Annotated in this window: 29 protein-coding genes, 1 tRNA gene and 1 pseudogene; 17 read left to right on the top strand and 14 right to left on the bottom strand. The window is 70.9% G+C overall.

Going from position 1 to position 26388, the window contains the following annotated elements; translation table 11 throughout:
- Positions 1-39: 39 nt before the first annotated feature.
- The 3 genes from PV410_RS31420 to PV410_RS31410 all read right to left on the bottom strand — a co-directional run bounded on the left by PV410_RS31420 (position 40) and on the right by PV410_RS31410 (position 3462).
- A complete protein-coding gene (locus PV410_RS31420) occupies positions 40-690 on the bottom strand; it encodes a cysteine hydrolase family protein (protein ID WP_500329137.1) in 651 nt (216 codons plus the stop codon).
- A gap of 428 nt (positions 691-1118) precedes the next feature.
- Entirely contained in the window at positions 1119-2663 is a 1545-nt protein-coding gene (locus PV410_RS31415; protein WP_500329136.1) for a SpoIIE family protein phosphatase, read from the bottom strand.
- 97 nt (positions 2664-2760) lie between these two features.
- Positions 2761-3462 (bottom strand): SDR family oxidoreductase, encoded by a 702-nt coding sequence (locus PV410_RS31410; RefSeq protein ID WP_500329135.1) that lies wholly within the window; start codon positions 3460-3462, stop codon positions 2761-2763.
- Between the two features lie 106 nt (positions 3463-3568).
- On the opposite strand from PV410_RS31410, the gene PV410_RS31405 reads away from it, so the two are divergent.
- On the top strand, positions 3569-4195 hold the full coding sequence (locus PV410_RS31405) for a TetR/AcrR family transcriptional regulator (RefSeq protein ID WP_500329134.1): 627 nt from the start codon (positions 3569-3571) through the stop codon (positions 4193-4195).
- 53 nt (positions 4196-4248) lie between these two features.
- Here PV410_RS31405 and PV410_RS31400 read toward each other — a convergent pair whose 3' ends face one another.
- The gene (locus PV410_RS31400; RefSeq protein ID WP_500329133.1) at positions 4249-4857 is read right to left on the bottom strand and encodes a type 1 glutamine amidotransferase family protein; all 609 of its coding nucleotides are present in this window, start codon (positions 4855-4857) and stop codon (positions 4249-4251) included.
- A gap of 401 nt (positions 4858-5258) precedes the next feature.
- On the opposite strand from PV410_RS31400, the gene PV410_RS31395 reads away from it, so the two are divergent.
- From PV410_RS31395 to PV410_RS31385, 3 genes and pseudogenes are all read left to right on the top strand, one after another.
- Positions 5259-5654 (top strand): hypothetical protein, encoded by a 396-nt coding sequence (locus PV410_RS31395; protein ID WP_500329219.1) that lies wholly within the window; start codon positions 5259-5261, stop codon positions 5652-5654.
- A 146-nt stretch (positions 5655-5800) separates the two neighbouring features.
- A pseudogene (locus PV410_RS31390) lies at positions 5801-6555 on the top strand (acyl-CoA dehydrogenase C-terminal domain-containing protein); the annotation flags it as partial.
- A gap of 213 nt (positions 6556-6768) precedes the next feature.
- Positions 6769-6969, top strand: coding sequence for a cold-shock protein (locus tag PV410_RS31385; protein WP_499509724.1), 201 nt, complete (start codon positions 6769-6771; stop codon positions 6967-6969).
- 88 nt (positions 6970-7057) lie between these two features.
- On the opposite strand, the gene PV410_RS31380 is transcribed toward PV410_RS31385, so the two are convergent.
- On the bottom strand, positions 7058-10459 hold the full coding sequence (locus PV410_RS31380) for a S8 family serine peptidase (protein WP_500329132.1): 3402 nt from the start codon (positions 10457-10459) through the stop codon (positions 7058-7060).
- A 689-nt stretch (positions 10460-11148) separates the two neighbouring features.
- Positions 11149-11316, bottom strand: a complete 168-nt coding sequence (locus PV410_RS31375; RefSeq protein ID WP_018561957.1) for a DUF5670 family protein — start codon at positions 11314-11316, stop codon at positions 11149-11151.
- A gap of 165 nt (positions 11317-11481) precedes the next feature.
- Between PV410_RS31375 and PV410_RS31370 the strand changes: the two genes are divergently transcribed.
- From PV410_RS31370 to PV410_RS31360, 3 genes are all read left to right on the top strand, one after another.
- Complete coding sequence (locus PV410_RS31370) at positions 11482-11664, top strand: hypothetical protein (protein ID WP_500329131.1); 183 nt, start codon at positions 11482-11484, stop codon at positions 11662-11664.
- Positions 11665-11816: 152 nt separating this feature from the next.
- On the top strand, positions 11817-12515 hold the full coding sequence (locus tag PV410_RS31365; RefSeq protein WP_500329130.1) for a hypothetical protein: 699 nt from the start codon (positions 11817-11819) through the stop codon (positions 12513-12515).
- Complete coding sequence (locus tag PV410_RS31360; RefSeq protein WP_500329129.1) at positions 12502-13107, top strand: Fic family protein; 606 nt, start codon at positions 12502-12504, stop codon at positions 13105-13107. Before PV410_RS31365 ends, PV410_RS31360 begins: the two co-directional genes overlap by 14 nt.
- Before the next feature lie 331 nt (positions 13108-13438).
- Here PV410_RS31360 and PV410_RS31355 read toward each other — a convergent pair whose 3' ends face one another.
- Positions 13439-14398 (bottom strand): SDR family NAD(P)-dependent oxidoreductase, encoded by a 960-nt coding sequence (locus PV410_RS31355; RefSeq protein ID WP_500329218.1) that lies wholly within the window; start codon positions 14396-14398, stop codon positions 13439-13441.
- Positions 14399-14560: 162 nt separating this feature from the next.
- Here PV410_RS31355 and PV410_RS31350 point away from each other — a divergent pair, with 162 nt between their 5' ends.
- On the top strand, positions 14561-15154 hold the full coding sequence (locus PV410_RS31350) for a TetR/AcrR family transcriptional regulator (RefSeq protein ID WP_500329128.1): 594 nt from the start codon (positions 14561-14563) through the stop codon (positions 15152-15154).
- Between the two features lie 104 nt (positions 15155-15258).
- Here the strand turns inward: PV410_RS31350 and PV410_RS31345 are convergent, their stop codons facing one another.
- From PV410_RS31345 to PV410_RS31330, 4 genes are all read right to left on the bottom strand, one after another.
- Positions 15259-15687, bottom strand: a complete 429-nt coding sequence (locus PV410_RS31345) for a Rossmann-fold NAD(P)-binding domain-containing protein (protein ID WP_500329127.1) — start codon at positions 15685-15687, stop codon at positions 15259-15261.
- Positions 15688-15692: 5 nt separating this feature from the next.
- On the bottom strand, positions 15693-16133 hold the full coding sequence (locus PV410_RS31340; protein WP_500329126.1) for an SDR family oxidoreductase: 441 nt from the start codon (positions 16131-16133) through the stop codon (positions 15693-15695).
- A gap of 117 nt (positions 16134-16250) precedes the next feature.
- A complete protein-coding gene (locus tag PV410_RS31335) occupies positions 16251-16850 on the bottom strand; it encodes a hypothetical protein (RefSeq protein ID WP_500329125.1) in 600 nt (199 codons plus the stop codon).
- Between the two features lie 184 nt (positions 16851-17034).
- Positions 17035-18729, bottom strand: a complete 1695-nt coding sequence (locus PV410_RS31330; protein ID WP_500329124.1) for a SpoIIE family protein phosphatase — start codon at positions 18727-18729, stop codon at positions 17035-17037.
- A gap of 310 nt (positions 18730-19039) precedes the next feature.
- Between PV410_RS31330 and PV410_RS31325 the strand changes: the two genes are divergently transcribed.
- The 4 genes from PV410_RS31325 to PV410_RS31310 all read left to right on the top strand — a co-directional run bounded on the left by PV410_RS31325 (position 19040) and on the right by PV410_RS31310 (position 21053).
- Positions 19040-19654 (top strand): hypothetical protein, encoded by a 615-nt coding sequence (locus PV410_RS31325; RefSeq protein WP_500329123.1) that lies wholly within the window; start codon positions 19040-19042, stop codon positions 19652-19654.
- 7 nt (positions 19655-19661) lie between these two features.
- The gene (locus tag PV410_RS31320; RefSeq protein WP_500329122.1) at positions 19662-20219 is read left to right on the top strand and encodes a DUF1990 domain-containing protein; all 558 of its coding nucleotides are present in this window, start codon (positions 19662-19664) and stop codon (positions 20217-20219) included.
- 210 nt (positions 20220-20429) lie between these two features.
- A tRNA-Trp gene (locus PV410_RS31315) sits at positions 20430-20504 on the top strand.
- Positions 20505-20621: 117 nt separating this feature from the next.
- Entirely contained in the window at positions 20622-21053 is a 432-nt protein-coding gene (locus PV410_RS31310; protein WP_500329121.1) for a DUF7144 family membrane protein, read from the top strand.
- Positions 21054-21144: 91 nt separating this feature from the next.
- On the opposite strand, the gene PV410_RS31305 is transcribed toward PV410_RS31310, so the two are convergent.
- Entirely contained in the window at positions 21145-22146 is a 1002-nt protein-coding gene (locus PV410_RS31305; protein WP_500329120.1) for an alpha/beta fold hydrolase, read from the bottom strand.
- Positions 22147-22278: 132 nt separating this feature from the next.
- Here PV410_RS31305 and PV410_RS31300 point away from each other — a divergent pair, with 132 nt between their 5' ends.
- The 3 genes from PV410_RS31300 (at position 22279) to PV410_RS31290 (ending at position 24560) form a co-directional block, all read left to right on the top strand.
- Positions 22279-22884, top strand: coding sequence for a helix-turn-helix domain-containing protein (locus PV410_RS31300; RefSeq protein ID WP_500329119.1), 606 nt, complete (start codon positions 22279-22281; stop codon positions 22882-22884).
- 207 nt (positions 22885-23091) lie between these two features.
- Positions 23092-24018, top strand: coding sequence for a right-handed parallel beta-helix repeat-containing protein (locus tag PV410_RS31295; protein ID WP_500329118.1), 927 nt, complete (start codon positions 23092-23094; stop codon positions 24016-24018).
- A 137-nt stretch (positions 24019-24155) separates the two neighbouring features.
- On the top strand, positions 24156-24560 hold the full coding sequence (locus PV410_RS31290) for a hypothetical protein (protein WP_500329117.1): 405 nt from the start codon (positions 24156-24158) through the stop codon (positions 24558-24560).
- Positions 24561-24629: 69 nt separating this feature from the next.
- Here PV410_RS31290 and PV410_RS31285 read toward each other — a convergent pair whose 3' ends face one another.
- The gene (locus PV410_RS31285) at positions 24630-25169 is read right to left on the bottom strand and encodes a 2'-5' RNA ligase family protein (protein ID WP_500329116.1); all 540 of its coding nucleotides are present in this window, start codon (positions 25167-25169) and stop codon (positions 24630-24632) included.
- A gap of 235 nt (positions 25170-25404) precedes the next feature.
- On the opposite strand from PV410_RS31285, the gene PV410_RS31280 reads away from it, so the two are divergent.
- Both PV410_RS31280 and PV410_RS31275 read left to right on the top strand, forming a co-directional pair.
- Positions 25405-25782 (top strand): winged helix-turn-helix transcriptional regulator, encoded by a 378-nt coding sequence (locus PV410_RS31280; RefSeq protein WP_500329115.1) that lies wholly within the window; start codon positions 25405-25407, stop codon positions 25780-25782.
- 125 nt (positions 25783-25907) lie between these two features.
- Positions 25908-26123: a hypothetical protein gene (locus PV410_RS31275; RefSeq protein ID WP_500329114.1), complete on the top strand. Its 216-nt coding sequence runs from the start codon at positions 25908-25910 to the stop codon at positions 26121-26123.
- 39 nt (positions 26124-26162) lie between these two features.
- Here PV410_RS31275 and PV410_RS31270 read toward each other — a convergent pair whose 3' ends face one another.
- Entirely contained in the window at positions 26163-26366 is a 204-nt protein-coding gene (locus PV410_RS31270; protein ID WP_500329113.1) for a hypothetical protein, read from the bottom strand.
- Positions 26367-26388 lie beyond the last annotated feature (22 nt).

Genomic DNA, 26388 nt, shown 5'->3' with positions numbered 1-26388 from the left:
AGGCCCGTGGCGGTCGCCCGGTCTGTCTCCCCAGCGAGGTCACATGGCCATCGCCTGGGGCTGCTTGCCCACGATCGTCAGGAATTCGTCGGTCGTGAGGATGGCGTGCGCGTACGCGGGACCGTTGATGTCGAACGTCGCCTTCATCTCGTCCCAGTTGAAGGCTCCTATGGCGTCGCGGATGAGCGTGACGTGGTAGCCGAGTTCCTGGCCGAAGCGCGCGGTGGTGTCGACGCAGGTGTTGGCCTTCATGCCGATGAAGATGACCTTCTGGATGCGGTGTTGCTTGAGCAGCATGTCCAGGTCGGTGTTGGCGAAGCCGCTCGAGGCCCAGTGCTGGCGCATGACCAGCTCGTCCTCGCGCGGCACGAAGTCGGGGTGCCACTCCGCTCCCCAGCTGCCGGCGGCGAAGGTCTGCCCCTCCACGACGCGCTGCTGGGTGGGGGAGAGGTGGTCCCACGTGCGGTAGTCGTCGGGCGTCGTCTGGTGGTGAGGCACGATGAAGACGTGGAAGCCCAGGTCACGTGCCGCACCGAGCATGGCGCGCATGTTGTCGAGCAGGCCGATGCCTTCCGCCACCTCTTTGGCGGCCGGCCACAGCTTCCCGCCCTCGGACAGGAAGTCGTTGTACGGGTCGATGATCAGCAGGGCTGTCTCGTCCGGCGCGTAGGTGTTCGCTTGGACGTCCATCGTTTCCTCGCTCCTGTCTCGTCGCAGATGCCGGCACCTGCGCACCAATGTGACCGATGAGGTTGAAGTGCACTCCCTTGCCTGGGGACGGGGCTCTTCGCTTGGTGCGTCGCGATGGAATGGGCACAGCGCGAGCGTGGTGGCACGGCGCACCCGGCTTGCGACCCGAATACGCGACGTGGGAAACGCCGTGACGCCCGAGATCACAGTCTAAAACGGCGCCGATGAACCCGCTCTGCGCCGGTTGCACGGGTGATCATGCGCTCCTCGCTCCTAGCCCCTCGCCCCTCGCGGCTCGCCGCGAGATGGCGGGGATCGCAGCGCCGAACGCGCCTGACGACGGCCCGGAAGTGTCGGCGCGACCGTGCTGACGTCGGCGATCTCGGCGAACTCGACGAGGCCGCCCGGGAGCTCATCGCCGAACCGCTTCACGTCCGAGCCGCGCGGCCTGCGAGCGCCTGTTCGGCCCAGATGGTCTTGCCCTGGCCGGTGTACCGCACCCCCCAGCACCGCGAGCATTCGGCCACGAGAAACAGGCCGCGCCCTCCCTCGTCGCTGGTGTTCGCCCGGCGGATGTGCGGGGAGGTGCTGCTGCCGTCGGACACCTCGCAGATCAGGGTCCGGTCGTGGATCAGCCGCAGCCGGATCGGCTCACGGCCGTAGCGGATGGCGTTGGTGACCAGTTCGCTCGCGATCAGCTCCGTGGTGAAGCCGAGGTCACCGATGCCCCACTGGTCGAGTTGCCGCACCACCAGAGAGCGGGCGCCCGCGACACCGGCAGGGTCGCGCGGCAGCTCCCAGGTGACGACGTGGTCGACGCTGAGTCCGTGCGTGCGGACCACGAGGAGCGACAGGTCGTCCTCGGCCGCCAGGAGCGGCGCCGCGATGTCCGCGGTGGCCCGGCAGACGTCCTCGACCGACCGGCCGCTGCGCCGCATGGCGGTCCGCAGCAGCCGGGGGACAGCGTCGTCGCTGCCGCACGCGCGCACCAGGCTGCCCGTGTGGAAGAGCAGGGTGCTGCCTTCGGCGAGCTTCAGGTCCAGGGGTTCGAAGACCGGCTCGCCCATGCCCAAGGGCCGGTTGCCCGGCAGTTCGAGGACGTGGACGGATGCGCCCGGACCGGCCACGGCGGGCGGGGGATGGCCCGCGCTGGCCAGGACGCAGCGGCGCCCGACCGGGTCCCACACCGCGTAGAGGAACGTCGCGCCGACCAGTCGTTCCACGAACCACGTGGACCACCGGTCGGGCTCGCCCGTGGCATAGCGCGACACGATGTCGTCCAGCCGGGCGAGGACTTCCTCGGGTGCGAGATCGAGTTCCGACAGGGCCCGGGCCGCGGCGCCGATCAACCCGATGCAGACGGTGGCCTGTACCCCGGAGACCAGGACGTCACCGACGCTGAAGGCGACCCGCATGCCGGACAACGGGACGGCGTCGCTCCACGAGCCGCTCACCCCCGTGCCACTGCGGGCGGGCACGTACGAGCGGGTGATCTCGGCCGCGCTGTGGTCCGGCGCGTGAGCGGCCTCCATGCGCCTTCTCAGGCCGACCGCCGCAAGGTGTTCGTGCTGGTCGAGCAGGCTGCGCGCCGCATCGTCCTCCGAGATCTGGGGCAGCGGACCGGCGGTCGCCAGGATCACCGTTCGCTCGCTGCCCGGAAGGGCGGAGGTCACGGAACAGGCCATGAGCGCGACGGGCACAGCACGGCCGAGCCGGTGCATGAGGACGACCGGGAGCCAGGGGGTACTGCTGGCCTCCGCGGCCGGCACCAGCCGGCGGAGGGAGCCCCACGGAAGCACCGGGCACAGCTCGCCGACCGGTCTGCCCACGACCTCGGGAGTCTCGTACCCCAGAAGACGCTCGGCCGCCGGACTCCATCCGCACACCAGGCCCGCCGCGTCCACCACGAAGGCCGCCGGGCCTCCGTCGAGGGCCGGGGTGCGGGCGGGGAACGCCCCATTCAAGGTGTCCATCTCACCGACCTCGTTCGGTGAGGAAGCTCCTACACGTTGACGATACGACGCCGCCGGGGCCGACGCCTTTCCGCTGGTCGGCCGCCGGGGCGTTCGCTCAGGAAGCGAGTTGCGGGTACAGGGCGGCGGGGCCGGCCGCCAGGCCCGCCTTGACCTGGTGGGACAGCTCGTCGGCCAGCACTTCGTAGGCGTCGGATTCGATGCCGTCCAGCGCCTGCTCGGCGACGCTCTCCGGCGACGACTTCGGGGCGTCGATGTGCGCCGCCAGGTCGGTGTCGACGTAACCGACGTGCAGCCCGGTCACGTTGACACCGCGTGGCTTCAGCTCCAGACGCAGCGAGTCGGTCTGGGACCACAGCGCTGCCTTGGAGGCGCTGTAGGAACCGGCGAGAGCGACCCACGACAGGACGGAGTGCACGTTGAGCAGATGGCCGCCACCGTTGGCCTCGATGATCGGGACGAAGGCCCGGGTCATCTCCAGGGGGCCGTAGAAGTTCGTCTCGAACTCGCGGCGGACGTCGTCCACCGGGGAGGTCAGGAAGGACGCCGCGACGGCCGCCGCGGCGTTGTTGACCAGGATGGTGACGTCCTGTGCCTGTGCCGCCACGGCGGCGACCGACGCGGGATCGGTGACCTCCAGGGGCAGCGCGACCGCGCCGGGATGGGTGACGCTGCGGGGGTCGCGGGCGGTGGCGTAGACCTTCTTGGCGCCCCGGGCGTACAGGGACTCGACCAGGGCCTTGCCGATGCCCCGGCTGCCCCCGGTGACGAGGACGGTCGAACCTGCGATTGCGGTCATGAGCTGCTCCCAGTTGCGTTGCGGCCGATGGCGGAAACCGATCGGTTTTCTGTACCGTAAACCGATCGGTTTCCTCCTGGCAAGCAGCGGGCGTAGCCTGTGGCGTATGACTTCGACCGCATCGGCCTCGTCCGAGTCCGCGACGGCGGCTGCGACCGCAGGTACGACTGCGACTGCGACGAGCCCGAGCCGTGAGCGGCTCCTCGACGCCGCAGCCGCGCTCTTCTACCGGGAGGGCGTGAACATCGGTGTCGAGGCGCTGTGCCGGGCGGCCGGAGTCTCCAAGCGGTCGATGTACCAGCTCTTCACGAGCAAGGACGACGTCCTCGCGGCCAGCCTGGAGCGGGCGGGGTCCGGCTACCTGGCCCAGCTGCTGCCCGCTCCCGGGGCCGAACTGCCACCGCGCGACCGCATCATGCACGTCTTCGAACGGCTCGAGTCGCTGTCCGCGTCCCCGGAGTACCTGGGCTGCCCCTTCCTGGCGACCGCGTTCGAACTCAAGGACCCCGTCCACCCCGCCAGGGTGGTGGCGCGACGCTACAAGGACGCGCTCACCGACTTCTTCCGTGAGGAGGCGAGCCGCGGTGACGCGCACGATCCGGATGTGCTGGCCCGCCAGCTCACCATCGCCTTCGACGGATCAAGCTCCCGCGCCGTAGCGCAGGCCCAAGGTCTGGGCGGGCTGGCCGTCGCCACCGCCGCGGCCATGCTGGACGCGGCGGGCATGGCCTGAGCGGCCGCGCGCCCTCGGGCCCTCAGGCGTGAAGCCCGCGGACCCGTGGGGTGTCAGTGCAGTGCGACCTCGCCTGCGCGGACCGCCCGCATGGCGCGCTCGACGGTCTCCTGGTTCTCACCGACCGGAGCCACGTAGTCGATGACGCCGCGCGCCGCGTCCTCCCCGAGCGTCCGGGTCATCACCCATGCGGCGAGGTACTGGGACGCCAGGCAGCCGCCTGCCGTGGCGATGTTCCCCTCGGCGTGGAACGGCGCGTCCAGCACGGTGACGCCGCAGGCCTCGACGAAAGGCCGGCTCTTGTTGTCGGTGCACGCCGGCATGTCACCCAGCAACCCGAGGCGCGCCAGCACCAGCGCGCCGGAGCACTGCGAACCGATCAGCTGTCGCGAAGGGTCGAGCGGCAGCATCGAGGGCAACCGGTCGTCGGCGACCACGTCGCGCGTCCTCACGCCGCTTCCGATGAGTACGACGTCGGCCTCGCGCACGAATTCCATCGGGCGCTGCCCGGTCACCTCGACGCCGTTCATCGAGGTGACCACCGGCGTCGGTGTCGTGATGAAGGCCTCCAGGCCGTCCTTGCGGCACCTGTTGATCAACGAGGCGGCGATGAAGCTGTCGAGCTCGTTGAACCCGTCGAACGTGACGACGGCCACCTGCATCGCAACTCCTCCGAAAATGGCGTCGGACCTCTTGTGCCGGCTGTGGAGTGTCCGCGGGCGTCCCGACGATCCGGGGCAGGGCTGGACAGCCGTTTCCCGTGCCGGATGCGGTCCCGCCGCAGTCGGCGCCCGCCAGGTGCCGGCGTGGTTTTGACCGGCTCCCAGTCTATGGGGTGGCGGTGGACCGTTGCGTACGGCGGTTGCCACACGGCCGAGCGGCCCCGCCAGGCTTCTGCGCGCCGCTGTCACGCGAACTGCATGGGGGGGAGGGCATGGCGACACCGCCCTGCGGGTGAGGCGAGGGATACATCTGCCCTCTCGCGTGGCATACGGCAGGGGTGAGCAAACAACCAGAGGTGGAGCGGGAGCCGCAGGACGCGGCGCACCGGCGTCCGACGGGGATGAGCGACCTCACGGTCGAGGCCCTCGGGTCCTTGTCGAAGGCGTTGGAGACCACCGAGCGCGCCCGCGGTCACCTGTACGGCTTCCATCAATTGACCGGCACTGCGGACCTTGAACTGGACCGTGCTGTCCGTTTGCTGCGAGAGGCCGGTCATGAGGCGCAAGCCGACGCCGTCGAGCGCGAGCTCCTGGGACGCGATGTCCTCCCCGGGCATTGGACCTTCGAGATCATCGAGGCCTACAACCGCACCTACTACCGACCCTTCGCAGATCTGGAACGCCGCCTGGTCGACGACCTCGCCGAGGGGCGCGACCATCTCTACGAGGCCCAGATGAAAGAGGCCCGCCGTACATCCCGCCACCCCGACCGCACCACCAGTGGTCGCTCTCGCTGATCGGCACCGTCGTGGAAGGAGCGGGTGGTTCGGCACGGGGCCGAAGCGGGAAGCTCGCACCTCCCGGCCCCTCACCCGACTGGGCCTCCCGCCTGGCAGCCGTGGCCGGCAGGGACAAGGATCGTCTCGTGCATGAGGGTCCGTCGACCTCCCCCAGACGTCCCCTCGGCCGAGAGCCGGGCCCCCGCCGCTGTGAAGCGCCGGGGGCCTGTCTCTTGGGCCTCTACGTCAAGGGCATGCGCGCGCTGGTCCTCCACACCGCCACCGTGCAGGACGGGATCGAGGTCGAGGAAGCGGCCGGCGAGGACGCCTCGGCCCTGCACAGCGTCAACGACCTGCTGCTGCCGATCGTCAAGGGCTACGGCTCCGAGAAGGGCTACGAGCAGCCGCCAAGATCGACACCCTCTACGAGGGCACCACGGCGATCCAGGGCCAGCACTACTTCTTCCGGAAGATCGTCCGTAACCAGGGCGCCGCGCTGACCACCCTCACCGAGGAGATCAAGCGGTTCCTGGCGGCCGGGACCGGCGGTGACGAGCTGGCCGCCGCTCCGCGAGCAGCTCGCCCAGGCCGCGGCCGATCTGGAGGCCATCGTCGGTGTCATGCTGACCGACCTCGCCGCCACCGAGCAGGACGTGAAGTCCACAAGGTGGGCCTGAACACCACCCGCCTGCTGATGGCGTCCGGTGACGTGCTCGTCGGCTACCTGCTGCTCCGTGGCGCGGCCGTGGCGCAGGCGAGACTGGCGCACGCGTCCGCCGAGGACAAGACGTTCTACACCGGCAAGATCGCGGCCGCGGAGTTCTTCGCGGCCGACATCCTGCCCGGGGTCACCGCCGCGCGCCGCAGCGCCGAATCCGTCGACGGCTCGCTGATGGAACTGGCCGAAGCGGCTCTCTGACCCGCGCCCCGATCATCCCGATTGCGCCCCTCCCGGGACGGTACGTTCCCGGTGCGCGGTGGCAGGCCACTCGAGCGACCACTTGGTCCTGCATCGGCGTATTCGGTAGCGCTGTGGCAGGGACATGCGGTAATTAGTGCCCTGGTGGCCCGACTACGGGGGTCCGCCGGCGCACCAAGGGCGCGCCTCAGCAGCATGAAAAGGACGAACTCAGTGGCATCTGGCGTTGTGAAGTGGTTCAACTCGGAGAAGGGCTTCGGCTTCATCGCACAGGACGGTGGGCCGGACGTGTTCGCCCATTACTCCAACATCCAGAGCACCGGATACCGCGAGCTCGTGGAGGGTGAGCGTGTCACGTTCGACGTGACGCAGGGGCAGAAGGGCCCGCAGGCGGAGAACATCGTCCGCGGCTGACCTTGGTGCTGCCGAAGCAGCACGGACACGAAGCGGCCTCGCCCACGGTTTCCGGCCGTCGGCGAGGCCGCCTCGTGCGGGAGTCCCCCTACCGTCGGGGGGCTATCCGGAAGGAACGGATGACCGTCTGGTCGACGGCGTCGCCCGCCGCGTCCTTGGCGGTGAGGCGGATCGAGGCGTAACCGCCGGCCGAGGGCGTGGTCAGCTTCACGAAGCCGCGGTCGCCTGCGCGCCAGACCTTGAGGGCCTTCCAGCTCCTGCCGTCGTCGAAGGAGACCCGCAGGCCCAGCGAGGTGGTGACGGCCTTGCTGCCGCGCTCGGCGGCGACGGTGAAGAGGTACGTGTGGCCGCCCGTGACGGTGCCGGAGGTGTTCAGCGGGCCGCCCAGCCGGACGTTCATCAGCGGCAGCTCGGCCGGTTCCGGGCCCGTCGGGCGTCCGGAGGTGAAGGTCCAGGTGGCGGAGGCCTTGCTGCCCAGACTCGACCAGCCGACCTTGCGGGTGCCGGACGACGTCAGGGTGTAGGTCGCCTTCTCGTAGGGAACCGCCGCCTGCAGCCGGCCCAGGGAGTCCAGGGACGCGATCTTCACGCCGTCGCGGTACAAGGTCGACGAGCCCGTGGTGTCCCGGGCCTCGCCCGAGTGCGTCGCGGTGTTCTCGGCGGCCGTGGAGAACAGGCCGGGGGTGAGGTACAGCCCGTCCTCGAGCCGCAGGGCCTCCACCGACCGGGCGCGCAGCGGTCCCTGGTTCCACCCTCGGGTGTAGGCCTTGCCCGGGGTGAACCGTGTGGTGCCCGCGAACTGGATCTCGTCGTAGCCCGCGGTACCCTGGGCGCGCATGCCGAGGGTGCGGTCCCAGACGATCGCGGAGTCGTCGGTGTAGTAGCGGGTCTGCCTGCCGGGGACCGGGACCTGGTTGCCGTCCACGAACGTGATGGCGCCGTAGGTCGGGACCGGGGTGTCGATCCGGACCCCGAGCGGCTTGCCGCCCTGGTCGGCGTAGGTTTCCTCGACCCGGGCGAGGGACCTGTCGTGCATCGGGCGGGTGAGGGTGGCCGGGATGCCGCCCTTGGTGTTGACGGCCAGGTTGTAGGCGTAGCTCCAGGCCGGCTTGGTGGCGGTCCTGGGGACCGTGCCGCTCCACCGCTGGGTGGCGAGGAACCAGAACGGGTGGCTGGTGACCTTCGTCGTGGTCGGGGTGGCGTAGACGCGGCTGCCGGGGAAGCCCAGCACGAACTTCTGGGTGCCGTAACGGCCGTCCGCGCTGATCGACGTCGTACTGGCGAAGATGCCGTCGTTCTGCGCCGTGCCCTTGTCGACGGTGAGGTCGACCGGCTTCGCGGTGCGGCCGTCGAGGACGAGCGTGGTGTCGGCGGTGAGGTCGACGCCGGGCCGGGAGAAGAGGACCGAGGTCTGCGCGACGGGGTCGAACTTGCTCGCCGAGACGTCGTACTCGCTCTCGGGCAGCTGCATCGCGACCTTGCCGTCGGCGTCGGTGGAGGCGTTGTACTGCAGACCGGTCCGGCTGTCGAAGGCGGCGACGTTGATGTCCGGGCCCACGGGCTTGCCGTCGAGGCCGAGGACGGTCAGCGACAGGGCGCGGGTGAGCGGCTCGGCGTAGACACCGAAGGCGTCGCGGACCGTGGTGGTGCCGTCCTCCGTTGTGGCGACGATGGAACCGCCGTAGGCGCCCGCCATCGTGTCGTCGACGGAGGCGGTGAGGGTGGCGGAGGCGGTGCCGCCGGCCGGGACGGTCACCGTGTCGGCCGACAGGGCGAAGGCCCCCGCGGGGGCGGCTGTGCCTCTGGGCCCGTACGCGTCGACGGAGAGGTGGAGCGTGACGTCGGCCGCGCCGTCGTTGGTGTAGGTGACGGTGCCGGTCCGGGTGACGTCCTGGTGCGGGTAGTCGGCCTTGCCCAGGCTGATGCTGCCCGAGGTGGCGCGTACGTTCTGCGCGCTGGCGCGGGCGACGTCCAGCCGGCCGGTGCCCTGGTCGTACGCGGTCAGGCCGGGCAGGCCCTTGGCGGCACTGGTGAGGGCGGCCTTGAAGTCGGCGGCCTTCCAGGACGGGTGCTGCTGGGCGAGCAGCGCCACCGCTCCCGTGACATGCGGGGTCGCCATCGAGGTGCCGGAGGCGGTGACGTAGGAGGAGCCGACCGGGTCGCCCATGGTGGTGCCCGCCGCGCGGGCCGCGGTGATGTCCTGGCCGGGCGCGACGATGTCCGGCTTGACGGCGAAGTCCTCGATCCGCGGGCCGCGGCTGGAGAAGGCGCTGAGCGTGTCCTGCTTGGTGGTGCTGCCCACGGTGAGCGCGGAGTCGGCGATGCCGGGGGAGCCCACGGTGCCGCCGAAGTAGTCGGCCGCTGGGGCGCCTTCGTTGCCGGCCGCGATCACGAACAGGGTGCCGCGCTCGGCGGTCAGCGTGTCGACCGCCTCGGTGAGCGGGTCGGTCTTCGCGTACGGGGCCTGCCCCAGGCTGAGGTTGACGGCCTTGGCGCCCGCCTCGGACGCCCACGTCATGCCGTTGATGACGGCGTCGTCGGGGCAGAAGCCGTCGTCGGTGCAGACCTTGCCGATCAGCAGCTTGGCGTCGGGCGCGACGCCCTTGTACTTGCCGGCGGAGGCCGCGCCGGTGCCCGCGATGGTGGAAGCGGTGTGGGTGCCGTGGCCGTTGCCGTCCACCACCGTACCGGTGCCCGTGAAGTCCATGGTCCCGCCGGTGGAGGCCTTGTCCGAGAGGTCGGGGTGGGTGGGGTCGTAGCCGGTGTCGAGGTCGGCGACGGTGACGCCCTGCCCGGTGATGTGCGCACCGGTGGAGTCGACGCTGTCCCAGACCTTCGGGGCGCCGATGATGGCGGTGCTCTCGGCGAGGGCAACGCGGCTGCGGCCGTTGAGCCACAGCTTGTCCAGCGGGCCGCGGAGGCCCTGCGTCCCGCTGACGAACGTCCAGAACGCGGTGGCGTCGCGCTTGGCCGGGGCGAGGCTGCCTCCGTGGAGGACGTCCAGGGTCCGGGTGATCCTGGCGCCGTGCCGCTGGATCGCTCCGCGAGCGGCCGAGGAAGAGGCGCTGCGGCTGGAGTAGATGAGCCGCAGCGAAGCGCTCGAGGCGTCGTCGTAGCCGGCGTCGAGCTGCTCGGTGACGTCGAAGAGACGCGGGTCGAGCTTCCCATCGGTCAACAGCGGCTGTGCGTCGGACGGGACCACGAGGATGTGGTGGTCCGTGCCCTTCCACTGGTGGGACACGTCGAAGCCGATGCGGTCGCGGCCCGGGCCGCGTGTGACGCTGACCGCGGGGACGCCGCCGGCACCTCGGGTGACGGTGACCTTGTCACCGGTGATCAGGGTCAGGGTGCGGACCGCCTTCGCGCCGGGCGAGGCGGAGCCCAGGGCGGGTACGGGCGGTGCGGAGTTCGGGGATGCCTGCGCGGCGCCTGGTACGGCGCCGGCGACCAGCCCGGCCAACGCCAGGGCCCATCCGGCTCGTATACGCATGTATGAGTACCTTTTGGCCGCCCGGGGAGACCTGGGACGCGGGCGGCGGACAGAGAGTGCCCGGCGGTCGCCGGCCACCCGGGAGACGGCCTGGGCAGGCCTGTGCTGGGGCGAGTTGCCCCTCAGGTCGAACGCCCGACCGAGTCCTTGGTCACGAGCGACGAGAAAACCACACTTGATCAAGGATGCATAGAGGTGAGCGTGTGTTACCGCTGGTCAGGGTGCAGGCCGGCCCGGCGGTGAGCGACGGGTCCCGGAACGGGTCGCACGAGTTTCCCGAAGGATGGGGGGTCACGGCCGTTGGAACGGGAGGGCCTGGCTCGGCAGCCTCGCGCCCAACAAGCGCAGGGCAAGGGGCCCTTCGGATGGCCGCCTGCGGCGGTGGGTGGCCGGCAGTTGCAACCCACCGCTCACAGGGCCGTGTGCATCGGTGGTCATCACCACCGATGCGGCATTCCGAGTCAACCTGATGAGAAGGTGTGAAACCGGGCGGCGTGGCGGGGCGTTGAGCGGTTGTCACTCCAACGGCGGTGTGGCCCGCCGGGGAGGTTCCCCGCTGATGGCGAACGGGGCGCCGGCGAGCCATCCGTGGTGCGCCCACCGTGATGCGTCCGGGCAGTGCAAAGGGTGAGGTTCGCGGCCCTTCCGGCAGCGCGAACCCCACCCTGGCACGGGGGAGAGGCGTCAGGTCACCATCGGTACCAACGGCGGCGCCCACCGCCCTCGGCGGCCCGGAACACGAAGCCGAGCAGCCACACCACCAGCACGATGATGGCGATCCACCACAGGGCCTTGAGGGCGAACCCGGCCCCGAAGAGGATCAGGGCCAGCAGCAGGACAAGAAGCAAAGGAACCATGTCGTCAACCTCCTGACCACGCGTCTGCCCCGAGGCGCGATCGCCATGCGTGAACCACAGGGCACCGGATGGCGTGTGAACGGGCCCGCCGTTTTCCGCATGGAACCCGAAGGGCCGGAAAGGGGCAGGTCATGGCCGTCACCGGCCACGCACCGAGGAGGACTCATGGCCACGTCAGAACAAGACCGCCGGAAGAGCGCCGGGACCGACGACATCACCCGGCGACCCCGCCAGGAATCCCAGGACGAAGGGGGCCGCGACTCCTCGCACCGTGAGCAGGGCACCGTCGGGGACGCCCTCCGCAAGGCGATGGAGGAAGCGGCGGTCGACAGGGAAGACTTCGCCTGAGCCCGGCGAAAACCGCTGGTCAACCTGGTGACCGAGGGCCGAGACTGAGGGGCTCATCACACCGGACGGACAGAGCGGGGCCGGAACTGACGTACAACCGGGACACACTTCCCTTTCCCGAGAACCGCGTGCCTCCGGCCTCCTTCACGGGCATGCACGACTGGGCCGATCTCGACCCGGGTCGCCACCCGTTCGCCTGGGACGAGGACGAGGAGGCCCGTCTCCGCGCGCTGGTCCGTGAATGGGTGCCACCCGTGCTCTCCGGCATGGCGGGTTGGTGGCAGGGCGAGGAGTGGTGCGAACGCCAGGTGGACGCGATCATCCGGGAGCGGTACGGGACCTGGGCGCAGGGATGGAACTGGTGCTACCGGTACGGCGGGGTCATCGGCAGTTGGGTCACCGGAGCCGGCTCGGTGACGACCCCCGACGAGACCGCCGCCCGCGTCGTCGCCGCGCTGCTTGAGTGGCGGGAGTGGTTGGAGACGACGGCTCGGCGATTCGTCGAGCTGGCACCGCCGCCGGACGCCGCTCCGGAGGATCTCAGCTGGCATCTCGAGCGCGCCTGCGTCCGGCTCGTGACGTACGCGCTCGACTCCGACGCGGAGGGCGGCTGGCACAGGCAGGCAGGTCTGCTCCTGCGCTGGTACCTGACCACCAGCGGCATGAGCCAGGCGGACGCCGGACGGGCGGTCGAGGCCGCGATCGGCGGCCGGTTCCATAGCTGGGTCGCCCCTGCGCGGACACTGATCGAATCGGTCGGTGAGGACCTCGCCGTCGGCCTCACCGGCTACGCCCCGTACCAGGACCACCGTGAGCGAGAGGACCTGGAGGACCGCCATGACCGCTCCTGACAGCCTCGCGACCTGGCTGCGCGTACGCCGCGAGTCCGCCTGGCACCAGGCACCCGCCCTGCGACGGGTGCGGCCCGTGCGCGACGGGTTCCGCGCGTGGTGCGAAGGGCCGGTACGCCGGCGCGACCCCGTCCGTGCGGAGCGCCTGCTCGCCGCCCACACCCTGGCCCGCGCCGACGCCGCCCGCCGGGCCCCGCTGGACTTCGCCCTGCTGGCGGGCTGGCAGCGCGAGGTCTTCGGCGGGGGACAGGCACCTTTCCGCGAGACGGACGCCCACGCGAAGGCGGGCTGCGAACGCTACGGCCTGACGTCGACGACCCAGGCCGACTTCGCCGCCTGCCTGCGGGAGGCGACCGACCCGCTGATCCCGCCGGCGGCACGTGCGGCCCGCGCGTACCTCGACGTGGCGTTCTTCCACCCCTTCACCGACGGCAATGCCCGCGCGGCCCTGCTGACCCTGGTCCACGTCCTGGCCCGCGAGGACATCGTCCTCCCGGAGGTCGGCCCGCTCCAGACGACCCGGTATGCGGACGACCCGGTGGGCGCCGCCGACCTGGCGACACTCATCGGTGTGCTCAACCGGCGCCGGTAGCGCGAGGTTGACAGGCGAGGTCGGCGCGCCGCCGGGACCTCGAAGGGCTCCAAGGGGTCGCCGTCGACGCGCCGACCGGTGCGAGCCTATGCCCCGGCTCGCCTCTCCAGCGTGCCCGAGCGCCGATGGCGCCGCATCCTGGACGTGCGGCCTCGCCGCCTTCCGCCCTGGCCGGCGAGGCCGCTCATCGGTCAGGGCCGACGGCGAGCGCGAGACCGGACCGGCGACGGACGCGCGACCCTGCTGGGGCTCGACAACGCCATCGGGCGGTGCCGGCCCGTCGCGTCCGCGAGGTAGGCGGGCGGCCCGCCGCTCGCGTGCGGGGGTGGTGTCAGGCGCTGGTCACGGAGGACGCGATCATGTCGAGGGAGACCTGCCACAGCAGCGCCGCCCGGTCGGGGTCCATGGCGTGGGCGGCGACGCCGCGGCGTATCCCGGGGGTGTGCGGGGCGGCTTCGTTGCAGTCCTCGAAGTAGCGGCCGGAGACGCCTTCGACCAGCGGTGATGCGGCGAGCAGCACGGAGGTGGCGGCTCCCTGCTCGATGTCCTTCCAGGACACGTCGGTGCTGGTGGCGTCGAAGGTGGTGGGACTGTTGGAGATGTCACCGATGTGGCGGCCGAGGCGGGTGGTGGTGATGCGGCCGGGGTTGAGGGCGTTGACGGCGATCAGGTCCGCTGCCCACCGGCGGGCCGCCTCGACGGTGAACAGGACGTTGGCGGTCTTGGACTGGCTGTAGGCCGCCCAGGGGTCGTAGGGGTGGTGCTCGAAGTGGACGTCGTCGAACAGCACGTCGCCGTTGACGTGGCCGACCGAGCTGACCGCGACCACGCGTGCCCCGCGCGCCGCGGCGAGGGCGTCGTGCAGGCCGGTGGCGAGGGTGAAGTGGCCGAGGTGGTTGGTGGCGAACTGCAGCTCCCAGCCTTCCTCGGTGCGCTCCAGTGGCGAGGCCATCACCCCGGCGTTGAGGACCAGGACGTGCAGCGGTCCCGACCAGGAGGCCACGAAGGCTCGCACGGATCCCTGGTCGGCGAGGTCGAGCAGGGCGGCGCGCACGCTTCCCGGGCCGCTCGCGGGGGTGATCTCCCGGGCGACCTGGGTGCCCGCGGCCAGGTCGCGGACGCCGATGGTGACCTCGGCGCCGGCGGCGGCGAGGGCGCGCGCGGTCTCGCGGCCGATGCCGGAGGCCGCCCCGGTGACGATGGCGCGCCGGCCCTCGAGGTCGACGCCGGCGAGTACGTCGGTGGCGGTGGTCTGCGCTCCGAAGGGCGTGGTGATGAGCTGGTCGGTCATGACGTTCTCCAGGAAGGCGGTGATGCGGGGCACGCGCGTGCGGCCGGTGGCGCACGGGCACGGTGCGGCCGTACTCTCGTATCCGGAACTGGTTCCGGTTCGCTTCAGGACTGTAAGCGGAACCGGTTCCGCTTGCAAGTGGCGGCGGGAAGGGAGACGGGATTGACCGGCGACGACGAGGCCCCGGCGCGGCGCGGCAGACCCCTGCGTGCCGACGCGCGGCGCAACGAGGACCGGGTGCTGGAGGCGGCGGCCGCGGCTTTCGCGCGGGACGGCATCGGCGCCTCCGTCAAGGACATCGCCCGCGACGCCGGCGTCGGCGTAGGAACGCTGTACCGCCGCTTCCCCTCCAAGGAACTGCTGGTCGAGGCGGCCTACCGGCACGAAGTGCAGCGCCTGTGCGAGGCGGCGCCCCACCTGGCGGCCACGCGCCCGCCCGAGGAGGCCCTGCGCACCTGGATGGAGTCCTTCATCGACTTCATGGCCGCCAAGCACGGCATGGCCGACGCGCTGCGCGTGGTGCTGACCGACGACAGCGAGAAGATGCACACCCGGGCCCTGCTCGCCGAGGCCATCACCCACCTGCTGGCTCCCAGGGACGGGGGGGACGGGCAGCGGATGGCCCGCCCGGACGTCGACCCCCAGGACGTCCTCATGGCCCTCGGCGGGATCAGCCTCATGGCCGCCAGCGAGGAACACCGCGACCTGGCCACCCGGCTCATCGACCTGCTGCTCCACGGCATCGTGCGCAGCTGATGCGCCGCGCCGCGGCCCGCCGGGCCCGGCGGTGCGGGTCGGGCCGGATGCCGTACGGCCGCGCGCTGCCGCGCGTCCCCGGAGCGGCGGACGGCTCGACCGGCTCAGGCGGAGTGGTCGTCGAAGCGGGCCCGGTGCCGGAGGACGAAGCTCTCGACGTCCAGGGGGTCGTCGCCGCCGATCCGCTTCACCAGGTCGTTCATGCCGGAGAAGGCGCCGTGACGGTAGTCGACGGCGACGGCGAGGAGGTGCTGGATGAGGTGGGGGGAGGCGCCGCGCTTCTCCAGGATGGCGGCGAATTCGTCGAGGTCGATCGGCACGTAGGTGACGTGACGGCCCAAGGCGCGTGACATGGCCTCGGCGATCTCGTAGTGGTCGAGTTCGACGGCTCCGTAGAGCGGGTAGATCTTGTCGGCGTGCGGGGCGGGGTCCTCGAGGATGGACGCGATCACCTTCGCCTGGTCGACGGCGGCGATCGGGGCGTGCCGCCCGTCGGCGAAGGGGAAGCGCAGTTCGCCGGTCCCGGTCCACATGTTGGTCAGCCATTCGGCGAAGAGGGTGGACGCAGGTGGGTGACCGCGACAGGGGAGCGGTCCAACAGGCGTTCGGCGACCCAGTGCTGGCGCGCCGCGTTGCTGGCGGCCTCCCGGCGTGCGGAGATCTGCGACATGTTCACCATCGCTCCCACCTCGTTCTCCTCGGCCGCCTGGGCGAGGTTCGCCGTGGCGTCCATCAGGCCGGGGAGGATGGGGTACGTGAAGTAGGCGGCGTCGATGCCCTCGGTCGCGTGGGCCAGGGAGTCGAGGTCGTGGACGTCGCCGACCACGACCTCCGCGCCCAGCGTGGTGAGTGCCTCGGAACGTCCGTCGATGCGGCGGACCAGGGCACGGACGCGGTGGCCGCGCTGCAGCAGCGTTTCGGTGGTGTACCTGCCGGTCTGGCCGGTGGCTCCGATCACCAGAAGTTTGCGGTTCGTCATGGCATCCTCCTGGGAGATGCGGCTGCGCGACGCCTTCCGTAACGCCTGACCCCGCACCGGCCGGACACCGACGAGCCCGGCGCACCGAAGGGGTGCGCCGGGCTCGGTCGGCACATGTCAGGGCGTGGCCCTGAGCGCACAGGCGACGACCGCGGTCACGGTGTGCGGGCCCACTCCCGCGGGTACCGCGTTCACCGTCCACCCGGTGGAGGGGTTCGCGAACGGGACGCTGGTCACGATCGTGGCCGTGTCGAGCGCGAATCCGCCGCCGACCGCCAACTCGCCCGTGGGGCAGGACAACGTGTGGTCGAGGCCGTCCGCCGCGAACGTGGCGACGAGGGTGTGGGCCCCGGAGAGCCCGCCAGGGGGGCCCGGGACGCCGGGGATGCCCTGGGGCCCGGGAGTTCCGGGAGGCCCGGCCTGGCCGGGGGGACCTGCGGGACCTGCGGGACCTGCGGGACCGGCCGGTCCCTGCGGCCCGGGAGGACCGGGGATGCCCGGACGGTTCAGGCAGTAGTTGGGGTACGACGGGTACGGGTAGCACGGGTGCACGGACCCCTGCTGGGCGGCGCCGTACTCCGTGCTGTCAGCCGCCGTGGAGCTGCCTTCCGTGGGCGCCGAGTACGCCGTACCCGTCACCACGCAGGACGCGAGTGCCGCGCTCGCGGCCACCGTCCACACGCGGACACGGCCGTAGCGTCGCTGTGCCGATGACATGGGCCTGGTTATTCGGTACAACACGTCACCTCCAGGTATGGGTTCTGCGGGCGGCCTGTGCCGTCCGCCCCGCCGTACGCAGCGGGGACCGTCACGCAGGACGTCGAACCCACAGCAAGGATCACTGTTCGTACTCACTTGCGCACGCCGTGTAGCCGAAGGGGTGACGTGACGCGGTCGTCTCTCACGACCGGGGCAGCCGTAGGGCGAGGAGGGCGATGTCGTCGACGTTGCCGGGGGGCATGCGGCTCAGGAGCTGGTCGCAGAAGTCGTCCAGCGGCTCGTCGGCCAGTGCGAGGGCGTTGCGGCGGAGCCGGCTGAGGCCGGTGTCGAGGTCGGCGCCGGGGAGTTCGATGAGGCCGTCGGTGTAGAGCAGGAGCGTGGACCCCGGCGGCAGGGGTGTGGTGGCGTCGGGCCGGGGCTCGCGGACGCCGATGTGCGCGCCCAGCAGCGGACTTCGCGCGTCGTCGAGGTAGCGGCCCGGGCCGTCCGGGGTGAGCAGCAGTGGCGGGGGATGTCCGGCGTTGGTCCAGCGCAGGGTCCAGGGGCCGTTCTGGGGGCCTTCGACGCGGGCGAGGATGAGCGTGGCCATGGGGACGGTCGTGATCACGGGCATGGCGTCGTCGAGGCGGTCGACGACGGCGCCGGGGGGTTCGGTGCGATCCCACGCCAAGGACCGTAGTATGCCCCGCAGTTGAGCCATCCCGGCGGCGGCGGTCAGGTCGTGGCCGACGACGTCGCCGATGACCAATGCGGTCGCGCCGTCTTTGAGCTGGAACGCGTCGTACCAGTCGCCACCGACCTGGGACGCGGCGGGTGCGGGCTCGTAGCGCGCGGACATGAGCAGGCGCCCGGGCTGGGGCAGGGGCGTGAGCAGGTTGCGTTGCATGGCTTCGGCGACGTCTCGTTGACGGCCGAACCGGCGCGTGTTCTCCAGGATCTGGCCGACCCGGCGGCCGATGTCCACGACGAGCTGCAGGTCGTCGTTGCCGAAGGGGGCGGCGGGGTCGGTGCGGACCAGGGTCAGGGCACCGGTGGAATTCCTCCCCGAGCCCAGCGGCACGGTGAGTGCCGATGCGGCGCCCACCGACTGGAGGAAGCCGTTGTGCAGGGCGGCCAGCGGCGAGTCCGGCCGCGCGGCCGCACCGGCCGGGTCCTGCAGGACGGGCACCGCCCCGCGCACGGCCTGGACCAGCGGGGAACGGGACTCGCCCGCCGAGGGGAGGCGGGCGCTCCAGCCTTCCTGCCCACGGTCCCGGCCCTCCGGTCCGGTGACCGCCACCCGGTGCGTCTCGCTGTCGTCGACGAGCAGGTCGACCGCCACCCAGTCGGCGAGTCCGGGGACCAGCAGGCGACCCAGGCGGGCGAGCGCCTCGTCGGTCTCGAGGGTCTGGCCGAGCACCGCGGTGATCTGCGCGACCAGCGTCAGGCGGCCGGTCAGGTCCTCCAAGGCGTGCATCTGCTCGGCACGTTCACTGCCGTGGTTGGTGAGGCCGGCGAACAGCATCGCGGTGCCCTTGAACGAGGTACCGTCCGTCACCGGCGCGGCGGACCAGGAGACCTCGACCAACTTGCCGTCACCGCACAGGTACCTGTCGCCGTCCGCACGCCCCGCACCCTTGAGGGTCAGCGCTTCGAGCAGCCTGCACCGGGCCCCGGTGCGCTCACGATCCGTGTGCCGGTGCACGAGGTCGTGGAAGTCCTCGCCGACCATCGCGTCGGAGGCGCGTGCCAGCAGCCGTTCGGCGGCCGGGTTGACCGCGACGACCCGGCCCGCAGGGTCGACCACGGCCAGCGATGCCCCCAGATGATCGACGACCTGCCGCCAGAAGCCCGGCTGCGACGCCCAACGCCGTCCCTCGTCAGCATCGTCCGACACCGCACCCTCCCTGATCGCCTCCGCGGCTCGCCACGAGCGTCTGCCCGGACAGGGGCACCGCGGACGACGACCGTCCCACCATGCTCCCGCCTGGGGGAACCCGACCGCGGCCGACACGACGACGTGCCAGCGCCCACGCCTGCGGCCCTCGGCCGGTGCGCGACCCGGCGACGAACCCGTCGTGGCACGGCCTCGGTCGAGGCCGCACCTGCCTGCGCGGCCCACCTGTTCCGCACTTCCGGGGACGCGTCGCTTCACTCGATTGGGTGGTGCACCAATCGCGGGGCCGCCTGGGTGGCGCATCACTTGCGTGAGGATCCACAGCAAGCAGCACCTGGCACGTGGCGGCCCCGCCGCGCTTTCCGGTCTGCTGGCCGCCGTCGCCGGGGTGGTGCGGCAGCAGGCCGGGCCGGTGGTGGCGGTGGGCGGAGCGGCGATCGACCGCACTCCCGCCGCGGTGAAGGACTGGGCGATCCGCTCGTTCGTCACCCACGACAAGCTCGTGCTGCAGCTCGGCACCCTCCTCGTGCTGGGCGCACTGACCGTCGCGCTCGGACTGCCGGGCATCCGTCACCGGCGCGCGGCAGCGGCCGGAGCGCTCCTGTTCGGTGTCAGCGGCGACAGACGCTTCCGCACCTGGCCGCCGCAGCCTGCCTGGTCACCGCCGTCGCCCTCGGCGGCTGGGCCGTCCACGCCCAGCGAGCGGTCGAAGGACAGCGCGCGCGAGCCACTCAGCTGGAGTGGCACAGCGCGACCCTGGCCGCCTCTCATGACAGACCCACGCGCCGCCTTCCATGCGATGGATCTCGCCGGCGGCGGCACGGCGACCGTGGTCGTCTCCTCCGGGCGGAACCAGGCCGCCCTCGTCTACACCGTTTTGCGGGCGGGCCACGTCTTGGAGTCATCACCGTCCACCGTTCGGTAGGTGTCTCATGCCTGAGCGCAGTACGAGCCGCCCTTCGAGTGGTGCGCTCAACTACGGCGCTGTCGGAGCGACGCGTCCCGCGGAGCAGCAGTGGTCGGGGGAGGGCACGGGCTTGCGGCCCTTCTCGCGCACCGTCGTCATCGGACGCGGGGACGCGGACTGGCGCGCCGCGGCGGACGCCGTTCTGCGCTGGGGTGTGAAGCGGCGAAGCGGCTTCACCGTCACGGGCCGTGACAACGCCGGGGAGAAGGTCGCCGAGGGAGCTGAGTACCGGATCACCGCAGGCTTCGGCCCGTTCGTGGTGCGGGAGCCCGTGCGGGTCGTGGCGGTGGTCGACATGCCGGACCGTTGCGGCTTCGCCTATGGGACTCTGCCCGGGCATCCTGTCCGTGGCGAGGAGTCCTTCGTCGTCCACCGCTCACCCGACGGTAGGGTCGCACTGACGATTCGCTCCCTGACCCGTGCCGCTCCCCACGGACCATGGCGGCCGCTGTTCCCGGCGTTGCTCTTGGCACAGCGATTCTTCCGGCGCCGTTACCTACGTGCCCTGATGCCGGCGTCTTGACCTTGTTCCCTGAGGCTCATCCGGCGGGCTCGAACGCCTCGTTCCATGTCGATGACGACGACCCCGTCCGTCGCGGTTCTCAGACGCGGACGCAGATGGCTACGGACAAGCCGCTGACACGCACCAACGGACCCGGAACGTGCGGGGTTCTGACGGGGAAGCGCCCGTACGCTGCGCGCATGGCCGGAGGGACTAGGATCCCAGCCGGGCGAAGCCGTAGCGCAGAGGTAGTCGCGCGCGGTCTCCAAAATCGCGAGGACATCGGTTCGAATCCGGTCGGCTTCGCCCGACCCATCCGGTCGCGGTGGCGAACGTTTGTGGTGATGCTGTCAGAGACAGCGTGGCCGCTCTCGTACAAGCAGTGTGCGTCGGTGACCGCGCCGTACTGGAGAGGCGGCGGTCATGACAGCGATGCCCACAGCGCGGCAAGGAAACGGGGGCCCCGGCGGCGGCGACATGCTCAGTGGCGCGTCCGTGGCCGCCGGGTCCCTGCTGATGCTGAGCGGGCCGCTCAGCATCCTCATGGGTGCGACCGCCATTGCGAAGGACACGCTGTTCGTCACGTCGTCCCACTACGCCTACGAGTTCGACCTGACCGCCTGGGGAGTCATCCACCTCGTCATCGGAATGGCGCTCGTCGTCGCCGGTTTCGGTGTCCTGATGAACAAGAGCTGGGGTCGCGGGGCCGGCGCAGCGGTGGCGGGGATCAGTTTGATCACCCAGTTCATGTTCGTTCCGTATTACCCCGCATGGGCGATTCCTGTGATGGTTCTCGACCTCATCATCGTGTTCACCCTGACCAGGTTCCACGTCGGGTCCAGCGGCGGCCACTGAACGGGGCTTCGTATCCCGTCGGCGAGTAGCGGCAGCCAAGCTGGGTGCAGCATTTCCTCGCCCGCTTCGGCCTCGCCGGCGCGCTGATCCGCTATCGCAGGAGTGCCGGCTGAGGCAGTGCCGCGAGCCAGTTGGTCAGCAGGTGGTTGACCTCCTGGGGCCGTTCCTGCTGGAGCCAGTGGCCGCAGTCGTCCAGGAGGTGGGAGGAGACCAGGCCGGGCAAAGTGGTCGGGTAGGCGTCGATCGCGTCGGACATCCAGGTGGTGGAGGCGTCCAGGGTGCCGCCGATGAACAGGGACGGCTGGGTCAGGGGGACGCCGTTGAACTGGACGAGGTCCTCCCAGTCGCGGTCCATGTTGCGGTAGCGGTTGAGTGCTCCCGTGAAGCCGGTGCGCTCGAACTCCCCGGCGTAGTGGTCGAGGTCGGCCTCGGTGAGCCAGGAGGGGAGCCGGTCGGCGGGGAAGCGGTCGCGCAGGGTTCCGCCTGCGCTGACGAAGTGCGGGTCGGGCTGTCCCGGGGCCGGCATGGTGCCGGCGGACAGGGCGGCGTAGAAGCCCGCGAGCCAGCCCCGGACGTCGGGCTCGATCTCGGCCTCGGCCCGGCCCGGCTGCTGGAAGTAGGAGACGTAGAACTCCTGGTCTCCACCCATCCGCGCGAAGACGTCGCTGGGGCGCGGACCGCCGGGCGGGGCGTAGGGGACGCTGAGCAGGCCCACGGCGCGGAAGACGTCGGGGTGCAGCAGGGCGGAAGCGGCGGCGATGTTCGCGCCCCAGTCGTGGCCGATGACCACCGCTGTCTCCTCGCCCAGCGCGTGCACCAGGGCGACGTTGTCCTCCACCAGGGCGCGCATGCGGTACTCGCTCGTCTCGGTCGGCCTGGAGGAGCGGCCGTAGCCGCGCACGTCCATTGCCACCGCCCGGTATCCCGCCGTCGCCAGGGCCGGGAGCTGGTGGCGCCAGGAGTACCAGGACTCGGGGAAGCCGTGGACGAGCAGGACGAGCGGCCCGCTGCCTTGCTCGACCAGGTGCAGCCGTCCGGCAGGCGCGTCGACGGTGTGGTGGCGCAGGTCGCCGGACGGCGTGGGCTGGTGCATGGCTTCTCCTCGGGTTCCCCGGTGGCCGCGGTACCCGTCGATCATGCGCTGTCGACGGGCGGGGATGCGAGCCGCGTTGACAAACTGGCAAAATGGCAGGTCAGGATGGACACACGAGGGAGGCGAAGTGGAATGGCGGACGACGTCGCCGTGGTCCTGGCCGCCATGGGGCCGCGGCTGCGGGACGCGCGCGAGAAGCGCGGGGACACGCTCTCCGAGGTCAGCCGGGCAACCGGGATCGCCTCCAGCACGCTGTCACGGGTCGAGAACGGCCTGCGCAGACCGAATCTGGAACTGTTGCTGCGCCTGGCGAAGGCGTATGGCGTCTCCCTGGACGCTCTGGCCGGCACAGCCGAGGCCCCCGCGCAGCGGCCGTCCCGCCCGGTGCAGCGCGCGGTGGACGACAAGGCGGTACTGCCGCTGACCCGCTATGTCGGAGGGCTGCACGCGCACAAGCACGTCCTGCCGGCCACCGACGAACAGCCCCCACGGCCGCACCAGTCGTCGCACGAAGGATACGAATGGCTCTGCGTGCTGTCCGGGCGGCTGTGGCTGGCACTCGGCGACCATGACCTCCTCCTGACCTCAGGAGAGGTCGCCGAGTTCGACACCCGCACCCCTCATGGATTCGCCAACGCGGGTCTCGGCGCGCCGGTCGAATACCTGATCATGTACGGGCCCCAAGGCGAGCGCCTACGCCCCCGCGTCCAGCCGACGGCCCACCACGACAGCTTCTGAGGTGCTCGAAACCAGCCCCGGCGCCGGACCGAAGTCGCCTGGGGCCGCCCTTCGGTCGCACGGGTCATTGTCCCGGGCCGTTCGGGGGGTGTGAGGCCTGACGTCGGCGTGCCTCCCACACCACCGGGGCACCGGTGGTCTTCGGGTGTGGGTGCGATGGCCATGCAGGAGCCCGGGCGTGCCCCGCGCGGAGACAGGAGAAGCTGCATGCTCAAGGGATCAGTTCGTGCTGCGCTGTCGTCGACGGTGCTGGCGGCGACGTCGGGCGCGGGCGGCCTGGTCGGGGCGATCCCGGCCGCGGCCGGCCAACTCACCGTGGTCGACTGCCGCGGCAACCCCATAGCCCTGCAGCCGGCCATCAACAGCGCCGCCCCGGGCGCGGCGCTCCTGGTGAGCGGGACCTGCACCGGCCCCTTCACCATCACCAAGGACCTGACCCTGATCGGCCTCAAACCCGCCGTCCTCGACGGCAACAAAGCCGGCTCCACCGTGACCGTGACCGGAGCCGTCCGGGTGCGACTGGACACGCTGACCATCACCAACGGCACCGGCAGCGGCATCCGCAACAACGGGGGCACGCTGGACCTGACCGGCTCCACGGTGGAGCACAACACGGCAGGCCCGGGTGGCGGCATCTACAACGACGTCAACGGCACGGTGACGCTGACCGGCTCCACGGTGCGCGACAACACCTCACACTCCGGCGGCGGCATCATCAACTTCGGCACCGTGCGGCTGACCGGCTCCACCGTGGAGCACAACACGTCGACCATCGACGGCGGCGGCATCTACAACAACTTCAACGGCACGGCGACGCTGACCGGCTCCACGGTGCGCCACAACACGGCGGCAAGGGCCGGTGGCGGCATCTACAACATCTTCAACAGCAGGGTGACGCTGACCAGTTCCACGGTGGGCGGCAACACGACGGGAACCGTCGGCGGCGGCATCTGGAACGACATCAACAGCACGGTGACGCTGATCGGTTCCACGGTGGGCGACAACACCGCCGAAACCGAAGGCGGTGGCGTCTACAACAAGGACGGCACGGTGACACTGACCGGCTCCACGGTGCGCAACAACCGCCCGGACAACTGCGGCGGGCCCGTTCCCGTCCCCGGCTGCACCGGCTGAACCCCCACCTTCCCCCGCCGGCCCCCGGCCAAAGATCGCGCCAACGTCCGCTTGGTGTCGATCACTCCCAGCCAATCCCACGTTCAAGACCCGCGGAATGCCGGTGCGCCCCCTCGTGACCGGGTGAAAATCATGCGATGAAGCGAATCGCCCGCGTGGCCCTGGCCTGTGCTGGATCTGTCACCCTGCTGTCCGGCTGTACCGAGCACAGTGCTTCCGCCACCGATGGCTACACCCCTGGCCCGACGGTCACCTCCACGGTCGCGCCTGATCCCGCGGTCCAGTTGGCCGAGCACTACCGCCATTCCGGCGGAGTGACGGACGTGTACGGGCTTCTGCGCGGTTCCGGCCCTGGCGGGGTTCCCCTGGTCACGGTGTGGACGCACAACTCGGACGATGATCCCAAGCCCTTCGAGGAGCTCAAGGGATCGATCACCGATTTCCTGCGGCGTGAGGAAGGGGTCTCCTTGAATAAGGGGTACCTGATGGACGTCTTCGGCCCGGATGGTCGCTTGCAGCACCGCCTCGACGCGCGGACGTGACTCCAGGTCGGCGGCCGTACGCGTCTCTGGTCCGCCGCTCGTTGCGGGCCGGCCAAGCTCACGGCCCGTTCATTCAAGGAGCGCGAACGACGCCCGTTCTTGCCAATTCGCACCGTCATGCACGATGAGGTCGACTGATGAGACCCGGGACGTGAAGGGGAGCTTGCTGAGCAGTTCGGCCTCAATCTGATCCAGAACTTCATCGTCCTGACCGTCAGCGACGGTCAGGTGCGGCACGATCTCGCTGAACTGGCCTCCGTAGGGAGGGGCTTCGGGCCACCGCTCAGCGATCACCTCAGTGAGCACCCGCAACTGCGCGTCGGGCTCAGGAGCGAGATACAGCACTCCCGGAAACCGCCCACAGCTGTCAAACCGCAGGTCAAAGGCGTGACGGCTGCCGAGAACATCAGTGAGAGCCGAGTGGACACGCGCATCTATTCGGTTCTCGTCGAGGAACGGGAAGAGCACCGTGACATGTGCGGGTACTCCTGCTTGGGCTGACGGATCGAACCGTTCACGCCATGCGCGGACGGCCGGCTCGGCGTCCGGGATCCTGACGATGAGTCCTGTCCGGCCTGCCTGAAATCCACCGCTGCTGTCATCCGCCATGACACCGCATGCTGCCACCTCGGAAGCCGGCGACAGCACTCATCATGTGTCCGTGACCACTGCTCGCCGCGGTGCCTGCGACAGCTCCCGGAACCGGCGTGCGCGTCGTGTCTCGGGGGGCGTCCGCACGCCTGGTCCTCGGAGGGAGGCCGGCCGCCAGGGAAGACCCTTCCTGGTACCGGCCTTACCAGGCACGAGGCCCGCCCGGTCGGCAGACGGGGCTACGCTCCGAAGGATGACCACGGGATCCCACGAGACGATCAGCCCCCAGCCGCTGCACCTGGAGCGCGGCTCGGTCCACGACGAGGCGTGCCCGAGCTTCCAAGGCGCCGTCGAGTTCGTCGGACGCCGCTGGACGGGCGCGATCCTGGCCGCGGCGGCCCAGGGTGCGCGCCGGTTCGGCGAGTACCGCGCCGTCATCGCCGGGATCTCCGACCGGCTGCTCGCCCAGCGCCTGAAGGAACTCGAGGCCGAGGGCCTCATCGAGCGCTCCGTCATCCCGAGCACCCCGGTGCAGGTCCGCTACGCCCTCGCCCCCGACGGCCAGGCGCTCATCGCGGCCCTGCAGCCCCTCGCGCAGTGGAGTGCACGTCGTTTGCGTCGAGCCCGGTAGCGGGGGCGGGGGCGGGGGAGGAGGGGCCGCTGACTCGGAAATGCCCCGGAATGGGTGTATGTGCTGGCGAATGGGTAATAACCACGCAAAATCTCCGAGAGCAGAGCAGAGCAGAGGGGTGTCTCATGACCCGAGGAGCAGAGGGATTGCCCTACCCCACTCCCCGCGCGAACGTCGACCTGGCCCGCGAATGCGGAGCCTGCTTCGGCTGGGGAACCGTCATCACCGACCAAGGCCGGCACGAACTCTGCGGGGACTGCCAGGACGACAGGCTCACCGAACAGCAGCGCGTCAGGGCGGTACGGCTACGGCCGGGCTCCCGCTACACCTCGCCCCGCTGACCCCGCTCCCGCCGGCCCCCACGGATGCGCCGGGCGGCATCACCACGCCTCCGCGCCGCCCCCACGCCACTCCACCTGACCGGGGTCGGTCAAGCTGACCGTCCCCGCGTCGTACCCGGCGAGCCACAGGTACCGCAACAGGTCCGCCAGGGAGTGCGCGGTGCCGAAGTACTCGCCCCGGATCACGACCCTTCGTCCGTCGACCGGCGGTTCCACGATCACCGGCGGCCCCTCGGTGCGCATAACCCCAGCCTGCAACAGCAAC

This window comes from Streptomyces sp. PA03-5A, assembly GCF_033792725.1.
GTDB lineage: Bacteria > Actinomycetota > Actinomycetes > Streptomycetales > Streptomycetaceae > Actinacidiphila.
Note: the sequence above shows the minus strand (reverse complement) of the source record. Positions and strands in the feature narration are given on the sequence as shown.